The sequence below is a fragment of the Exiguobacterium sp. OS-77 genome, assembly GCF_000414195.2.
Lineage (GTDB): Bacteria > Bacillota > Bacilli > Exiguobacteriales > Exiguobacteriaceae > Exiguobacterium_A > Exiguobacterium_A indicum.
This window is the reverse complement of sequence record NZ_DF239008.1, coordinates 1,472,449-1,488,214: the sequence shown is the minus strand read 5'-3', so window position 1 is coordinate 1,488,214 and position 15,766 is coordinate 1,472,449. Positions and strand designations below refer to the sequence as shown.

Here is a 15,766-nt window from a genome sequence, read left to right as displayed (position 1 = left end):
CTACAGGAAAATACGCCTCTTTGCGCTGTCAGAGACAAATAAGATCTGCTTTCTTGCTTGAATAAGGCAGAAAAGCTCCTTGTGTCTCGCCTGAGGGAAGGGCGTGAACAGACGCGTCGTTCTTTTTTGGAGTCAGCCTCTTTGTCTATTTAGTCTGCTTAATTGTTTACACAGTGAGAAGCGAGTCAATCGGACTTTCTGGTGATCGCTGAATCAACCGCATGGTTGTCTCTTCCGGTCGATCACTGACGATCCACATCACGTCTGTTCCGTTTTGGTAGGCAAGATTGAGCTGTTTCCCTTGCTTTTGAACGTGTACCTTCAATCCGTTGATGGTACGTACCCGTTTTCCAAATCGTGCCGGAATCTGCTCACTTTTCAGTCGTGTCTCCATTACCGTATAATGACGATTCGTTACAAGTTTCGTCGTCATTTTTTTCTTGTTTCCTTCCCACGCTAGACTCCCATCGATTGACTCGCCTTTCGTGGGTTGATCTCGAATGAGATCCATCGAACTGCTTAACATCCAATTCGACTTCTTTTCATAAATCATCAGCGAATCGTATCGTCCATCGATTACGCTTGCTAGCAGTAAATTATAGTCACCGAATCGCGCGTCCACTCGGAAATCATCTTGCTTTAACGTATAGGTGGACTTGTCACTCAAATCAAATTTAAACTGATGTTCGGCCGTCTCTACAGCAGTCGGATAAGAGCCACTGTTGAACAAACTCGTACCATCAACGTGAATCTTTTCTTTCACCTCGACATTCTTTTCCGGTGCGCACCCGCTGAGAAAAAGGAGTCCTAACATGAAAAGAGTGATCTGTTTTTTAGGTTTGATTCGTTTGATCGTTTAATCTCCCTCTTATTTCATGTACATATATGTAGACCTGGGTCGTCTTGCCATCCTTTTTCGATCACACGTCGCTGAAAAATCGAATGACGCGCGGTACCGATTTGAAAAAGTGGCGTCGGTCGAATGATGCGATCAGCGAAATCGTTCGCACCATAAGGAAGATACAATTCGAAGTCTGGTCGTTTCGTCACTCCGATCGACGTGACGGTCTCGGGGAACTGTAAAATCGCATCCTTAGCGGACTTATATGGTGGTAATCCATTGATCAGATGCATGCGCGCTTGATTTTTAACGGACCACGGTATATCCGACAAGCGTCTTAGCTGCCCTTCATGACGCTTTTCCGTTACCTCCGAAAGATCGATAGGATCGAAATAAACGATATCGATATCCGGTCGTTCATATCGATTCTCCTCCCATACGATAGAGCGGACATATCCCGCGCACATCCACCAATCAGGTAATTCTAATGTTGCCACTAGCGTTAACATCTCTTGTAACTCAAGATCGTCTAGTAGTCGTTGATTAATCTCTTCTTCACTCAATCTCGTCTCCTCCGATTCGTAGGACGATTTTTCCTTGATACTGTCGAGATTCCATCAACCGATGCGCTTTTTGCACTTCCTCTAATGGGAACTCATGAATCATTGGCATCTTCAATTTATTTTCTTCAAACAACGTCAAGACATAGGATGCAGCAGTTCGAATACGTTCTGGATCCAGTTGACGTGTCGTGCCAAGACTAAATCCACGAATCGTCCGGCAACTCGCATGAACGTCTGTCGTCGAGAGTTCACCCGCTTCTCCACTACTATTACCGAATTGTACGAGTGTTCCGTAATACGCGAGACAGTCAAGACTTTTTCGTGTCACGTAACCCGCGACAGAGTCAAAGATAACATCCGCTCCCTTATCGACCGTCAATTCCTTCACTTTTTCAGGAAAATCATTATATGTAAAGACATTCTGAATACCAAGTGCATGAACATAAGGTATTTTATCAGCATGTCCAACAGTAGCAATCAATCGTGTCATTCCTTTTAATCGCGCCAATTGAATCAACATCGATCCGACACCTCCAGCGGCACTGTGGATGACGATTGTATCCTTCAGTTTCACTTGTGCGATCTGCGTCAACAATATCTCGCTTAAAATCGAAGTCAACATTCCTGCAGCAGCATCACGTAATGAAATCGTTTCAGGTAAACTGTAAACTAACCGTTCGTCGGCACGGACTACTTCCTTATATGATCCATCTAATACAAATGCCATGACTCGATCCCCTACTTTGATCGCGGAAGATGGATCCGCATCGACGACGATACCTGACACATCCACTCCGAGAACAAATGGAAAGGTTCCAGTCGCCTTGCCACCACGTCGTTGTTTGATATCCGTGAAATTGACTCCGGTCCATACCGCACGAATTAAGACTTCTCCAGATTGTCGAATCGGCATCACGACATCATCCATCTGTAGCACGTTTACATCACCGTATTGTTTTTGAATGACTGCTCTCATAATTCTTCCCCTTTCACTTCACTAAGGTTATTTTACCTTATTTTATCAATAGGGTAACCGTTTCCTTATTTTTACACTATTTTCTCCATTTAGCTTGTTTCCATTCCTTGTAAATAGTATATTTTATATAAATATTCTGACTATTCCATCAAAAAGGAGTGTTTTTATGTCAAAAGCTCGTAAAACGATTCCTCTACTGATTACTTCTCTTGCCCTGATAGGTGGTGGAGGCTGGTATTGGTCATCCCATCAGGAGAAACCTATCAATGTCTCATCACAAACAAAATTAGCTGGTGTAAACGAGACGCAGGAGAATCGCATCTTAAACATTGACGAATTGATGAAACAGGGACTCGTCAAGACCTACCCGGGAGATCCTAAACTAAAAGCGAAGACATTCCGTGCCGAGGCACTTCTTTCCTCTCCTCCAAAAGAATTAAACCTGAAAGATAAACCAGGTTATCGTTATGTCACGATTCCGCTCGTCATGCATGACACGTCCGATAATTTCGGAGCTTACAGTGTCTATAAACCAAACTTATTCGTTCTCAATGATGGCAAAGGACACGAGTACGACGTCGTCGATTACGTCAATCATAATCCGAAGGCGTGGAAGAACAGTCATCAATATTATTCTCCACATCGCGCTCAAATCGATTTAGTCTATCAAGTACCAGAAGAAGCGAAGACGTTCGTCTTATTCGCTGCTTCCGATGCATTCCCGAAAACGCATACGATTAAAATCGAACTGTGATCCATTGCGCTTGCATGAATGTGCAAGCGTTTTTTACATAAGAATACGATGAGAAAGGATGTATGGTATCATGCTACGCTTCATCTGGAATTCGTGGTGGCGCAATAAAGAACGATTCATTTTATTACTCGTCGGCGTTCTCGTCGTCAGTACCGGTTTGAGTTATTTGATCGGGACGACACAAGCAAATAACGGAACAGTCGTCGACGAACTGCAAAAACGTTGGAAGTCTTCCTACGATATCGTCGTTCGTCCTCCAAATAGCCGAAGCGTGACGGAAGACCTCAAACTACTCGAACCGAACTATATGAGTAGTCTAGATGGTGGAATCACGATGAAGCAATATAAGACGATCCAAGATATCTCGGACGTCGAAGTCGCAGCTCCGATTGCGATGATTGGAAACCACTCTACAAATGCACCTGTTGGTACGCATCGGTTTGACGATTACGGTGTCTATAAGTTGACGATCACCGATAAACAGAATACCGGCTTGAACGTCGAAAAGTACTCTACCGTTAATTATCTCGCTGCCGGATGGACACCAGATGAAAATGCAACACGTTCCGGCGTCTCACCTGCTGTTCTGGGTGAAGATCCGTTATTAGAATTCGGAAGTGCGACGATGGTTGCCGGAATTGATCCCGAAGCAGAAGCCCGCTTGATCGGACTAGATAACGCGACGATCAGCGGAAAACATAGTCGCTACTTTGACAAACAAGACAAAGCAAACGTCGTCGATCCTGAACTCGGAACGGTTGAGATGCCTATTTTGATGAGTGAACGGGAATATGTCGATGCGTCACGGACGTATACGTATGAGAAAATAGACCTCCCGCTTATTAATGACTCGATACAAGAGACGATTCAAGATGTTACGAAGCGTGGTGGTGCAAAGTTTCTAAACACGCTACAGACGACTGACGATCCTGCAAAGACGTATTCAGTCACAACGCAGGACGTTCAAAAAACACTGCTAAAACAGATCATGACGGACTCGTTTCCTGAGCTGCCGTCAGGAAATTCCGAATGGCTGATCCTAAAGCCGTCACCGATTAGTTATCAGTCTATCTCTAGCCCCTTTGCGTCGCGCTGGCCGTTCAGTTACCAAGTTGAACCGAAGAAAGTCGATCCGGATTCGTTACTTGCGAAACGGACGATGTACCGGGAAGCACGCATGTTTGGGAAGACGAGTGATGATTGGCCAAGAGTTCGCTTAAACTACATCGGAGTCTTCAATCCGAAGAAATTGAATATATCGAAGGATCCCTTGACGGAACTACCGATGGAAACGTATTTCCCTGCAAAGGCGCAATGGGTCATGGATAAAAATGATCGTCCGGTTAACCCCGTCAAGGATGTCAAACCGACGAATGATCCGTATGACTTCCTGACGAAACCCCCTTCGATGTTGACGACGCTTGATGCCGCCTTCAAGATTCGCGGCGAAAAAGCAATCTCTGTCATTCGCGTCAATGTCAAAGGCGTCGATCAGATGAATGCAGCGAGTGAGCAAAAGCTCCAAGACGTCGCGAACGAAATTGAGGAGAAGACTGGTCTGATCACGGACATCACACTTGGTTCCTCTCCGCAGCTCGCTTTGACGTACTTACCAGGACTTGAAAAACAATCGGCCCTCGGTTGGGTCCAACAACCGTGGATCAAACTCGGTTCTTCAATGACGATTTTCCAAGAGGCGAAGGTCGGTATGTCTGGCGTCATCGCTAGCGTCATCGCGGTTGCGCTCGTCTATGTCTTTAGTTCAAATATCATTCTACTCTATGCACGCAAAAAGGAATTCGCGATTCTATTGTCTCTCGGCTGGCGTCCGCGTCAACTCTCGAAGTTGCTGTTCCTTGAAGCGACGCTACTCGGATCTCTCGTAGCGTTAATCGCTTGGTCGATTCTCGGTACGTTTTGGTTAACGACTGATCATCCGATCGCTTTAGGACGAATTCTGTTAATCGGTCTTGCTGGTCTACTCATTTACTGGGGTGGGACGCTCGTTCCTATGGCATTGATTCGTAGAATCAAACCATATGAGAGCATGCGATCCGGTGAAGTCTCACGTTCGCGACGATTCGTTCGGTCACAATCGATTCTTGGTATGAGCATGAACCAACTCTTTACGTACTGGCAACGAACAATCCTTTCGATTATCGCCATCGCCTTGCCGACGAGTCTGTTCATCTTCTTCCTCTTCGTGACATTCCGCTTAAAAGGGGTGCTCTATGCGACGTGGCTTGGTGAATATGTCGCCTTAGAAGTCGGCACGATGCATTATGTCGCGATGGGTGTTGCCCTATTGATCGCCATCTTGACGACGACGGAAATTCTTTGGCAAAACGTCAATGAACGTCGCAGTCAACTCGCTGTCTTAAAAGCGACAGGGTGGCAAAACGGGTTGATTCGACGCCTCGTCTTATTAGAAGGTTTGCTGACAGGGTTACTAGCTGGAATCGTCGGACTTCTCTTTGCGCTAGTGATGATTTGGCAAGTATACCGCCAATTCCCGACGACGGAACTCGGTTTCTTGTCTGCAACGATTCTAATTCCACTGTTGACAGGGATCATCGGTGCAATTTTACCAGCACAGCGCGCTGTCCGTATCGTTCCGAATGTTGCAATCAGCAGCGTCAATGCTAACTCAAAAGAAACCGAACGACGCTTTAAACTTGCTCTCTCATCTATCGGAGCCGTGTTATTCGTCGGTGTCCTTTCCCTCTTCCTGTTTGCAACGAATGAACAACCTGCCAAACAGAAGTCTGTTGCGAAAGCTCCAAAAGTCATCACGACGGGAAGCAAAATTTCCGATGGTCTTACGGGAGCAAAGCGACAGCTCGAGAAGACGAAAAAAGAATCATCCGGTGTCATCGAAGAGACGATGGCAAAAGGAACGATTAAGACGTTCCCAGGAGATCCGGCTGTTAAAGATACAAGTTTCTGGATCGGAAAATTGTTGAAGCAACCGCCTGCTTCCCTGAAACTAAAAGAGAAAGAGGGGTATCAGTACATCACGGTTCCGACGTTTTATCAAGATCTCTACTATCGAGATGCTGGGGAAGAAAGTTACTATTTCCCGAATCGTTTCCAAGTGACGGGAGTCAGTGGTGTCTATGAACCGATCGATTATGAAAACAAAAACGAAAAAACATGGAAACAGGGTATGAAGTATGTTGCACCGGGTCGGTCACATGTGAACCTTGTCTATCAAGTACCTGCAGATGAGACAGAATTCGTCATGTTCGTCTCAGGGGATATTTTCGCAAAGACGATTACCGTTAAAATTGATTTAAAGAAATGACCGAAGACAGCTCGTTCTCAACGTATGCCACCATACGTTCGAACGAGCTGTTTTTAAATGCGTATCAACACAATACCGCTAAGCATGACAAGCAGACTGACGATCTGCACACCTGTGACCGGTTGTTTCTTTGCACCGAACCAGCCGAAACGGTCAATCAATAGGCTGCCGGTCAGAAGACCGATCGTGACGATGACGACAGCGAGTCCTGTACCAACGAGCGGAACGATGAAGGCATTACCGGCAACGAACAACGCACCGATCAATCCCCCGATCCAAATCCAAGCAGGTAAGGGTTGCGAACGATCGATGTGCCATTTCGTTCGGAGGATCAGATTCAGTAATAACAAGGTGATCGTACCGATGACGAATGAAATCAAGGCACCTTTGACGGCTGACCCGAGAACACTACCGAGATGACCATTGATCGCTGTCTGGGCAGCACTCATCATACCGGTTAGAATTCCGAGCAGACGCCAGATAAACAATGAGTTTTCTGATGATGTCATCTGTTGCTTGCGCCGTCGTGCGAAATAGTCACCGAGCGCGACCGTTCCAACGACACCGAGTAACACAAGCACTGCGCCGATGACTCGTGTCAGTGAGAGTGAGGTGACCGTTGACTCAAACAATCCGAAATGATCGATCAACAGTCCCATGATGACCTGACCGAAAATGGGCATGATGACCGTTTGTACGCCTCCGAGTCGCGGAAACAGCAGGATGTTCCCAGTCAAATAGATGACGCCAAGCAGTCCCCCACCCCAAATCCAGAACGGTTCATCGGCAGTAGCCATAAGACCTGTGAGATTCCCATCGACGACCAACACCAGAATCAGTAAGAAGAGTGAGCCGATCGAAAAGGAAATCAGCGAAGCGAGGAACGGCGAACCGACAACGCCCCGCAGCCGTGTATTGACACTCGTTTGAACTGGTACGAGCAGACCGATGATAAATCCAATGATGATAGCAAGCATACGAGGACCTCCTTCTTCATGTGCCCCTTCATCATACGGTAGCGGCTCATGTTGAAGCGACCGGAATGCTCAAAAAGGAGCCGGTTCATCGACCGGCTCCACGGATTAGATCTTTTTCCACGACTTCGGATACGTCCGCAGTTCCTTCTTCGTTGGATACTCAGCATCGAGACGCCGTCCGCTTCTCTCTAAAATAGTATCTAACGTGAGAAAGACGACAACAAATAAAGCATAGACAAAAATATTCGGAAAAAGTGGCAAATCGAACATAAATAGTACGGGATAGAACAATCCGATTAAGATGATGAACACAAAATTGGTCGTGTACTGCAACTGAATATTCTTTTTCATTCGTCGTTTTTCCGTCAATCCTATATCTCGTTCCGCTTCTATCATGTGGATCCGCGCAATCCAAATCAATGCTACAACAAGCATCACGAACGGCCAATATGCTTCATGAAACGTGACGACCAAAAATATACTGATACCATAGAACAACGAACTATAAAATCGTGGTTTGACGAGTTGACGCTTTTTTTCTTGAATGAACGCGATGCGCTCGGCTTTCGTTTTCATCTAAATCCCCCAACTGATGTGACGTATCTTTTTAATCTGATCGAACCGTCCGTGATCGACCGATGTACTCGACTTTATTTTGAAGTACACGATACATCCGGTATTCTCCCGTTGGTGCCGACTTCAGCTGAACGGCAATCTGATGACGTCGTGATTTCGATGATTCGGACGCTACGAAGTACGGTTTGACTGACGCGATATCACCACGTCCGAACTGCTTCGTCACGTGTCTTACGACTTGCACTTCAACAATCTGTTCATAGGTCGCATCCCGTTCATCTGCGATCATCCACCAGCCGACACCGCTAATTACTATGAGTAATAGAATCGCCCCGATCGTTTTTCGCATTTCGATCCCCCCGGTTCTCGTGCCCTTACTTACTGTTTCAATTCGTGAACGAGGTTTTCCTGCTTTCGTCGGGTGACGAACCAAGCGATGCTTAGGACAAGCACTATCAAACCGGCAATGGTTCCGGCAATCGTCGGTACGTTAAAGTAAAATGCCCCCCTATCATCGATCCGTGTCACGAAGAAAGTCGCACCAAGACCACTAATCAGCCCAAAGGTGATGCCACTCCCAACGAATAAGAGCATTTGAATGAGTGTCAGCTGACGGAGCTTGTCCCGTTTCAACGCAATCGTTCGTAGCAAGGCATACTCGCCTCGTTTTCCACTCACGAAACTGAGTAAGGCGTTCGCAAGTCCGAACCAGACGGATCCACTCATGACGACAAGCGCAATCAAGAAGACGAACCAGCGTTCCGTCGTTTGTTGCTCCGCATCGAAAAGCGCGTCAGATAGTCGATTCACTTGCAATGTCGGATAACTTTCTGTGATCTCTAATAATGTTGTGGTCACTTGAGTCTTTTTTAACTCGGACGGAACGTCGATAAAGACATTCAAGATGTGATCGTTTGGTTGCCGCAGTTGCTCGTTCCGCCAATCCACGAGGACGTCTGGTGCTATCTTCTTTTCAATTCCAACGATTCGGAATTGACCGACCGAAACGCTTCGTTCTTGTTCCCCGTCCCATCGCCCGAGCGGCAACGTATCACCTTTTTCGAGACTATGTTTTTTAGCGAAGGTACGTGAGACGATGATTCCTTCTGTGTCACTCGTCTGTTCTCCCTTTAAAACGTCAAGACGACGATAGTCCGTTACTTCGTATTCGATCGAGACATCTTCTTGAGACGATTGATATTCGAGTGAATTTCGAGACGACAGGAAGGTCGCTTTTGCGCCAGGTAGGTCCGTTTCAATTTGCCGAATCAATTGTAGCGGGTCTCCTTGCGATCCTTCATCTAAACGACTCTTTAGGACGACCTCCGTCGGATATTGGCTGATGATGTACTTCCGTTCGTTTTGTTGCACCGTCTCAAGGAACGTCGAGCCGATGACGACGATGATCATCAAGACTTGAACAATCAGCATCAACCAGGCATTTTTTCGAAGTTGCGGTAACACGCCCCGGAAGGCGACGAAACTTGTCGGTCCCGCTAACCGACGAACGATCGGTTCCGCTCGATGGAGCACTCCCTTCAAGAGGAGTGGCGTCGCAAGATACATCGTCAGTAAAAAGGCGACGGTTGCACCGAGCCAGGCGATTGCCCGTGCCCCCTCCGTACTGGCAATCACTTCAGCGAACAACACCAAACTGACGGTCAATCCACTACTGAACAGGACGAGACGTTTTCGCCGGGTCGGTCGTGACGCTGTTTTCAGATTTTCTCGCAAGACGTGGAGTGGTAACACATCCCGTTTTCGATAAGCCGTACTCGCGAGCAACAGTAAAATCAACAAAGCACTACCGAACGTTACGAGCATCAAGAACGCTCCCTGTTCGATCATGAGGGAGACGATCATTTTACCCTCTGTCGGCCATACGAGTTGACCGAGTAACGGGAAGCAAATACTGCCTAGAATCGTAAGCACCGTGCCCGCTAAGACAATCAATCCAGATTGAACGAAGAACAGCTGAAACAGTTGCCGTGTCGTCGCCCCAAGCGTCCGCATGATGGCAAATTGGACAGCATGTTTACGTAAATACAAGTCGAAATTCGCCATCAAGATGAAGCCGGACACGACAAGGATCAATACTGACAAGATTCCGATGTAGCCGTTCAGCGCCGGTGAGAGCGTTTGCCCTTCCGAAAGTTCAATCCGGAGCTTCGGATTCGCTTTGACGAGTGTATCGGCATAGTGGACGAGATCCGCCTCTTTTTTTAGATTGAGCAAGACGGCTTTCGTTTCGATCGGATGATACTTCTTCAGATCAGCATACGAAAGAAAGACTTGATCGTGCGAGACTTCCGGTGTTTTTGAATTTGGTAAAATCTCACGGATTCGATACGTCGCTTCTCCGACGCGAAGCGTTTGCCCGACACTACGATCAAGCGACGTCGCGAGTCTAGCTGACACGATCGCTTCTCCCTGTTTCAAATCGTTCGTGAAATGATACCGACTTTTCGTCAGGGCATCCGAATGAACTCCTATCGTCTCCACGTCGGCCATCGTTTGACCAGCTACGCGCGCTGTCGTCTGTATGATCGACTCTGCGCCCAAGACATCGTGATCCTTTTTAAGTTGCTCAAACACGGACTGATCCGTCCGCTCGTCTTCAGATGTATATTTGACCGTCAGATCGACTTGACCATATCTTTGTACACGATCTGTCTCGATAGCGGCTTGATTATGTAATAAAAAAATGACCATCGTCAAGACAAGACCAATCGAAATCATGACGCTTCCGATTGAGGTCACTAAAATCATCGGACTTTTACGGTACAGTCGGTGGGAAAGACGGAAGAGATGTTGTCGTTTCATACAGCCCCCACGAATTGCTCGTATGTCTCTAAGATCGGCGCCACGTCTCCGGTTGACAGCTGATCGGCAACGATCTGTCCGTCATGGAAATACAGCACACGTTTCGCATGAGCAGCTACGGTCGCATCATGAGTCACGAGCAGGATGCTCGTTTGTTGTTCGCGATTGAGTTCTTGAAGTAACTGCATGATTTCAGCAGATGTCTTGAAATCGAGGTTCCCCGTCGGCTCATCCGCTAAGATGATCGGTGGTCGACTGATCAAGGCACGTGCGATGGCGACACGTTGTTGTTGTCCACCCGACAGCTCTTGCGGTCGATGATTGTTCCACTTCGTCAGTCCGACTCGTTTGAGCCAAGTGTCCACCTCTTGATTGATCGTTTTATCATCCATCCCCTTCAGCATCAATGGTAAAGCGATGTTCTCCTGAACTGTCAAATCATCGAGCAGATGAAACGATTGAAAGATGAACCCGATTTGCTGTTGTCGGTATAACGTCGCAGCAGGTTCAGTGAAGATATCGCGTTGCCGTTTTTCCTTTAAGGTCAACGTTCCGCCGGTTGGCGCGTCAAGCGCTCCCAGGATGTTCAACAGTGTACTTTTCCCGGAGCCACTCGTGCCCATGATGGCAATGAATCCTCCTTCCTCTAACGTAAAGCTGACTTGTTTTAACGCATGGATCGTCTCCGTTCCCCGTATGTAGGTTTTTGATAACCGTTCGACTTCTAATAAAGCTGACACGCATATCCCTCCTTAGTTGTTCTGCCTTTATAATAACCATAATAAGGATGATTTAGAAGTAAATATGCAAAAAAATCCTCATCTAAACGACGAGGAGTTACTGGTTATTGTCGGACATATTTTAATGGAATCAAATCTGCAATCCGGACTTTCGTCAATTGATCGTCGATCGTCAAGAGGACAAATGCGTCCGGTGCATAGTCGGAAATCAATTCGCGACACATGCCGCACGGACTGACGACACGAATCGTTCGGTCCGCCTCATCCGAATAGGGATGTCGGACGGCGACGATCGTCTCAAAATCCGTCAATCCATCCGTGATGGCGGAACCGATCGTGATGGCTTCCGCGCACACCGTCACCCGTCCGATATAGGCTTCGACATGAACACCCGTTTTCGTCGCGCCATCTTTTGTCCGCAACGCAGCTGCGACGTGATGTTTATCGTCAGCGTAACGGCTTTGAATCGTTTCGGTTGCTCGTTCGACCAGTTGCAGGTCGGCTTCTGTAATCGGATAAGTCTGCATAACGTGCTCCTTACGTGTCTTTTTTCTTATAGGTCAAACCGATGAATTGTGCTTTTTCATTGAACAGTCGACGGTAGGATAGAAAACCAACGAGAACCGATGCCATCGCTGCCGTCGTCAAGATCAGGAATAGAATCAATAGTTGATAGAGGACTGCTTCCATTGGATCGGCGCCACCGATGATCAACCCACTCATCATCCCTGGCAGTTGGACGAGCCCCATCGTTTTTTGCGCTTCGATCGTTGGAATCATACTTGTCCGGATCGCGCCTTTTAAGCTCGTATCAATCGCTGTCTTCGCATCTCCACCGAGTGAAAGAATCAGTTCGATGATCTCGTCGCTTCGTTCGACCTCGTCCTTGAACTTATTGAGAAACAATAAGGACAAGATCATACAGTTTCCGATGACCATCCCGCTGATTGGAATGACTTGCTGGGCTTCGAACGGAATGATTCGTAACCCGAGCAAAATGCCCATTGTCAATGCTTCGACCGCAATCAGTGTGAACAAGATGATCCACTGGATCCCGGGAATCCCGTCCCCTTTACGGATGACGTTCAGTGTCGCTGCACCGATCATCAACAGAATCATCAGTAACATGAAAATTGGACTGCCGCTTTCAAAGACGAACGTCAAAATATAACCGATGATCAAGAGTTGGACGATCGATCGAACGGTTGCGATGAGGATGTCCTTCTCTAGACCAAGCCGTAACGTCCGCGCTAAGACGAGGGGGATCAAAATGAAGATGAGCGAAGTCGCCAGTTGGAGATAACTCATACCGATTCCCCCTTCAAGAACGCTTGCGTCTCTGCTTGACCACTTGAAACGAGTTCCTTGAATGCACCAGACTCGATCAATCGTCCTTCCTTTAAAAACCAGACGTCGTCGCTGACCCGCTTGGCTTGCTCTAAGTCATGCGTAATCCAAATGATCGTCGTCTGTAACTTCTGCTGTAAATCAAGAATCAGCTTCTCAATCTCCTGTACCATCCGGTAATCGAGACTTGCCGTAATTTCGTCAAGCAACAGGACGTCCGGTCGATTGACAAGTGTCCGCGCGATTCCAAGTCGGCTTCGTTCACCACCCGACAAATCTTTGACCGGTCGCTCAAGTTCGACGGATAGGTCAACTTGTTGTAGCAAGCGTTCCGCCTCTTCGCGCGGTAACGATTCACCGAAGATCGATTTCGGTAAATTGATATTATCGTAGACGGTACCTGGAATCATCGGCGCACTTTGGAACGCCATTCCGATCCTTTTGCGGACATCGAGCAGATTCATCTGCTCAAGTGGTTCGCCTCGAAAACGAATTTCGCCGCGATCGGGAGAAATCAGTCCATTGATGTGTTTCAATGTCGTCGATTTCCCGGCACCACTCGGTCCGACGAGCGTCGTAATGACGCCTTCGCGGAACTCACCTGTTATTTCGTGTAAGATGTGTTGATAGCTGACTTCGTGAAACGTAAGAATCGACATACCGTGTGTTCACCTGACTTTCTACAAGTTTCGGGTAATGCTCCTGTAGTGTTGTACCCGAAAATCCGTCACGTTAGTACGTCAAGCGACACTTCCTTACGAGTGGATGATCTCTCCGGCAAAATCATACGGTACCGTTCGACCAGCAAAGAGCGATTCTTTTGATGCTTCCGGTAAATTGAGGTGTTTGAACGCTTCTTCACGATCCATCCAGACGAGTCCGGAAATTTCTTCTGGAACATTCGTCTTTAATTGACCGGAAGTGATTTCTCCCGCGAAGAAGAAAAAGAGACAATGTTCCCCCGCTTGCGGGAAGAATGCTTCTGCCAGATGGACGATGTCGCCTGGTATGATCGTAAATCCTGTCTCTTCCAGAACTTCACGCGTGATTGCCGTATGTAGCGTTTCGTCGCGCTCGACCGTTCCACCGGGCAATGTATAGTAGTCACCATGATCGCCACGATTCTCGACCATCAATAATTGATCACCGGTTTCATTAAATAATGTCGCATAGACGATGTTTTTACGGATATTCATGTTCGTCCTCCTATCGTTTTGTACATCTGCTATTTCTGATCAAAGCGTGTTGTTTTTATTATGTCTTTTCTAGCTCATTTGTCCAAATTTCAATTTGACCCTGTAGGAACGCCATCAACTCTTTCATTTCCGCATCACTTGGTAAGAAGGATACGCCCGCTCTCGCATAGACGGCTTGGATCGAATGGGTTTGACTAAGCGCTAAAGCTGCGATGAAATCTTTCAGCGTTTGGTCAGGGTCTTTCGTGAAACGGTGATAAACCTGGAGAGCGGCGATTTGAGCAATCGCGTACTCGATGTAATAAAAAGGTGTCTCAAAGAGATGGATGACACTCATCCATGCGTGACCTTTCCAATCGGGTGTTTCCGACCAATCAATGACGTCCGTATCGTATGATTCTCGGAGATCGGCATAATAGGCATGTCGTTCTTTTGGATCATGACCCGGGTGAGCATAGAGCCATGATTGAAAACGATCGACGATGATCGTCTCGGGTAAGAACTCGACAATGGAACGAATCTGTTCCAGTTTCGCCCGGGCAACGTCTTTTTTATCCGAAATCACCTGATGCCATTCGTTCATCGTCAACAACTCGAGCGACATGGCAGCGAACTCCCCTACTTCGAGCGGAATCGGTTGTAGTCCGTCGTACGTTTCTTTCATCGCATCATGATGGACGGCATGGCCGATCTCATGCATAAAGATGACGAGATCATCGAAGGTATGGATGCGATTCATGAATAAGAACGATTGTTGTTCGACCGGTAAATACTCACAAAACCCTCCGCCCGCTTTGTTTGACCGGGCATCGATATCGAGATGATTTATCTGTCGCATGTCTTTTAATACTTCAGCAAAATAGGGGTGAACGCTCTTGAGGATGGCTTGAGTCTGATCTAAGAATGAAGTATCGGAATCGGTCACGTGATGATCAATCTGTGTATAGGCCGATTGCCGGACGTCCCACGGATGGAGCGCATATTTGCCGAGAAACGTTTGTTGTTCGCGCTGAAATTGCCGTTTGACCGGTAGAAAGTCAGATTGAATGATGGCGGCGTAGTGATTGACATCTTGACTCGTATAATCAACGCGTCCGAGTTCTGCAAAAGCTAGTTCCTCGAATCCGATCTTACCACTTGCAGTGGCACGCGCTTGTCGTAACTCAACGAGTCGTGAAAACAACGGTTGAATGACGGATTCTTTCATGCGGAATGCTTCCTCAATCGATAAGAGCGCTTGTTTTCGAGTGGATTCATCCGCGTCAAATAAAACAGCATGCAGATCGGAAACCGCCTCTCCCGATTTTGTCAGCATCGTCGCCTCAATTCGGAGATAGTCTTGAATAAGACAAGCTTCCTCTTCTGTCACACTTGTTGCTCTGAGTGATTGTTCAAAACGTGCTCTCGTTCGAAGTGTGATGTCATCACGCGAGACGAGATCCATTTTTACGGAACGTCTCAACGTATCGAGCTTATCCGATAGCTGCTGACGCCCTTGTTCGTAATCAGAAGTAGCATCCGAGTCTGTAACGTCCTGGAGATACGTGATTTTTTGTTTGAGCAATGTCTCTTCCATTTGGAGAATCGAAGCGATTCGATGCGCAACATCCTTATCATTATAAAAAATATTGTTTACAGGTAACTGAGATTTCATCGACGGATTTCACAT

General features: G+C 47.1%; 15 protein-coding genes. 2 read left to right on the top strand and 13 right to left on the bottom strand.

The window, feature by feature from the left end; genetic code table 11:
• Positions 1–166: 166 nt before the first annotated feature.
• From EXG77_RS07350 to EXG77_RS07340, 3 genes are read right to left on the bottom strand one after another with little or no spacing between them, the layout of a single operon-like run.
• Complete coding sequence (locus tag EXG77_RS07350; RefSeq protein WP_035397148.1) at positions 167–814, bottom strand: hypothetical protein; 648 nt, start codon at positions 812–814, stop codon at positions 167–169.
• A 59-nt stretch (positions 815–873) separates the two neighbouring features.
• Positions 874–1,404, bottom strand: a complete 531-nt coding sequence (locus tag EXG77_RS07345) for a nucleotidyltransferase family protein (RefSeq protein WP_035397146.1) — start codon at positions 1,402–1,404, stop codon at positions 874–876.
• The gene (locus tag EXG77_RS07340) at positions 1,397–2,380 is read right to left on the bottom strand and encodes a zinc-binding dehydrogenase (protein WP_035397144.1); all 984 of its coding nucleotides are present in this window, start codon (positions 2,378–2,380) and stop codon (positions 1,397–1,399) included. Before EXG77_RS07340 ends, EXG77_RS07345 begins: the two co-directional genes overlap by 8 nt.
• Before the next feature lie 166 nt (positions 2,381–2,546).
• Here EXG77_RS07340 and EXG77_RS07335 point away from each other — a divergent pair, with 166 nt between their 5' ends.
• Positions 2,547–3,134: a hypothetical protein gene (locus EXG77_RS07335; protein ID WP_035397143.1), complete on the top strand. Its 588-nt coding sequence runs from the start codon at positions 2,547–2,549 to the stop codon at positions 3,132–3,134.
• Between the two features lie 70 nt (positions 3,135–3,204).
• Positions 3,205–6,438, top strand: coding sequence for an FtsX-like permease family protein (locus tag EXG77_RS07330; protein ID WP_035397141.1), 3,234 nt, complete (start codon positions 3,205–3,207; stop codon positions 6,436–6,438).
• Positions 6,439–6,491: 53 nt separating this feature from the next.
• Here the strand turns inward: EXG77_RS07330 and EXG77_RS07325 are convergent, their stop codons facing one another.
• The 10 genes from EXG77_RS07325 to EXG77_RS07280 form a co-directional block, all read right to left on the bottom strand.
• Positions 6,492–7,415, bottom strand: coding sequence for a DMT family transporter (locus tag EXG77_RS07325; RefSeq protein WP_035397139.1), 924 nt, complete (start codon positions 7,413–7,415; stop codon positions 6,492–6,494).
• Positions 7,416–7,520: 105 nt separating this feature from the next.
• Positions 7,521–7,991 carry a hypothetical protein gene (locus EXG77_RS07320; RefSeq protein ID WP_035397137.1) on the bottom strand — a complete coding sequence of 157 codons (471 nt, stop codon included), beginning with the start codon at positions 7,989–7,991 and terminating at the stop codon, positions 7,521–7,523.
• Positions 7,992–8,022: 31 nt separating this feature from the next.
• The gene (locus EXG77_RS07315) at positions 8,023–8,340 is read right to left on the bottom strand and encodes a hypothetical protein (protein WP_035397135.1); all 318 of its coding nucleotides are present in this window, start codon (positions 8,338–8,340) and stop codon (positions 8,023–8,025) included.
• Between the two features lie 29 nt (positions 8,341–8,369).
• Positions 8,370–10,814, bottom strand: coding sequence for an ABC transporter permease (locus EXG77_RS07310; protein WP_035397134.1), 2,445 nt, complete (start codon positions 10,812–10,814; stop codon positions 8,370–8,372).
• The gene (locus EXG77_RS07305; RefSeq protein WP_081637377.1) at positions 10,811–11,560 is read right to left on the bottom strand and encodes an ABC transporter ATP-binding protein; all 750 of its coding nucleotides are present in this window, start codon (positions 11,558–11,560) and stop codon (positions 10,811–10,813) included. Before EXG77_RS07305 ends, EXG77_RS07310 begins: the two co-directional genes overlap by 4 nt.
• Positions 11,561–11,658: 98 nt before the next feature.
• A complete protein-coding gene (locus EXG77_RS07300) occupies positions 11,659–12,081 on the bottom strand; it encodes a cytidine deaminase (RefSeq protein ID WP_035397130.1) in 423 nt (140 codons plus the stop codon).
• Positions 12,082–12,091: 10 nt separating this feature from the next.
• A complete protein-coding gene (gene fetB, locus EXG77_RS07295) occupies positions 12,092–12,862 on the bottom strand; it encodes an iron export ABC transporter permease subunit FetB (RefSeq protein ID WP_035397128.1) in 771 nt (256 codons plus the stop codon).
• Positions 12,859–13,560: an ATP-binding cassette domain-containing protein gene (locus EXG77_RS07290; protein ID WP_035397126.1), complete on the bottom strand. Its 702-nt coding sequence runs from the start codon at positions 13,558–13,560 to the stop codon at positions 12,859–12,861. The genes fetB and EXG77_RS07290 overlap by 4 nt, the downstream gene beginning before the upstream one ends.
• 96 nt (positions 13,561–13,656) lie before the next feature.
• Positions 13,657–14,097 carry an NUDIX domain-containing protein gene (locus EXG77_RS07285; RefSeq protein ID WP_081637376.1) on the bottom strand — a complete coding sequence of 147 codons (441 nt, stop codon included), beginning with the start codon at positions 14,095–14,097 and terminating at the stop codon, positions 13,657–13,659.
• A gap of 58 nt (positions 14,098–14,155) precedes the next feature.
• Positions 14,156–15,751 carry a M3 family metallopeptidase gene (locus EXG77_RS07280; protein ID WP_035397124.1) on the bottom strand — a complete coding sequence of 532 codons (1,596 nt, stop codon included), beginning with the start codon at positions 15,749–15,751 and terminating at the stop codon, positions 14,156–14,158.
• Between the last annotated feature and the right edge of the window lie 15 nt (positions 15,752–15,766).

What these genes read in the sequence shown, in the direction of transcription:
- fetB (WP_035397128.1), bottom strand. Translation starts at nt 12,862, where the DNA reads ATGAGTTATCTCCAACTGGCGACTTCGCTCATCTTCATTTTGATCCCC.
- EXG77_RS07335 (WP_035397143.1), top strand. Translation starts at nt 2,547, where the DNA reads ATGTCAAAAGCTCGTAAAACGATTCCTCTACTGATTACTTCTCTTGCC.
- EXG77_RS07310 (WP_035397134.1), bottom strand. Translation starts at nt 10,814, where the DNA reads ATGAAACGACAACATCTCTTCCGTCTTTCCCACCGACTGTACCGTAAA.
- EXG77_RS07285 (WP_081637376.1), bottom strand. Translation starts at nt 14,097, where the DNA reads ATGAATATCCGTAAAAACATCGTCTATGCGACATTATTTAATGAAACC.
- EXG77_RS07320 (WP_035397137.1), bottom strand. Translation starts at nt 7,991, where the DNA reads ATGAAAACGAAAGCCGAGCGCATCGCGTTCATTCAAGAAAAAAAGCGT.
- EXG77_RS07315 (WP_035397135.1), bottom strand. Translation starts at nt 8,340, where the DNA reads ATGCGAAAAACGATCGGGGCGATTCTATTACTCATAGTAATTAGCGGT.
- EXG77_RS07280 (WP_035397124.1), bottom strand. Translation starts at nt 15,751, where the DNA reads ATGAAATCTCAGTTACCTGTAAACAATATTTTTTATAATGATAAGGAT.
- EXG77_RS07290 (WP_035397126.1), bottom strand. Translation starts at nt 13,560, where the DNA reads ATGTCGATTCTTACGTTTCACGAAGTCAGCTATCAACACATCTTACAC.
- EXG77_RS07325 (WP_035397139.1), bottom strand. Translation starts at nt 7,415, where the DNA reads ATGCTTGCTATCATCATTGGATTTATCATCGGTCTGCTCGTACCAGTT.
- EXG77_RS07350 (WP_035397148.1), bottom strand. Translation starts at nt 814, where the DNA reads ATGTTAGGACTCCTTTTTCTCAGCGGGTGCGCACCGGAAAAGAATGTC.
- EXG77_RS07300 (WP_035397130.1), bottom strand. Translation starts at nt 12,081, where the DNA reads ATGCAGACTTATCCGATTACAGAAGCCGACCTGCAACTGGTCGAACGA.
- EXG77_RS07340 (WP_035397144.1), bottom strand. Translation starts at nt 2,380, where the DNA reads ATGAGAGCAGTCATTCAAAAACAATACGGTGATGTAAACGTGCTACAG.
- EXG77_RS07330 (WP_035397141.1), top strand. Translation starts at nt 3,205, where the DNA reads ATGCTACGCTTCATCTGGAATTCGTGGTGGCGCAATAAAGAACGATTC.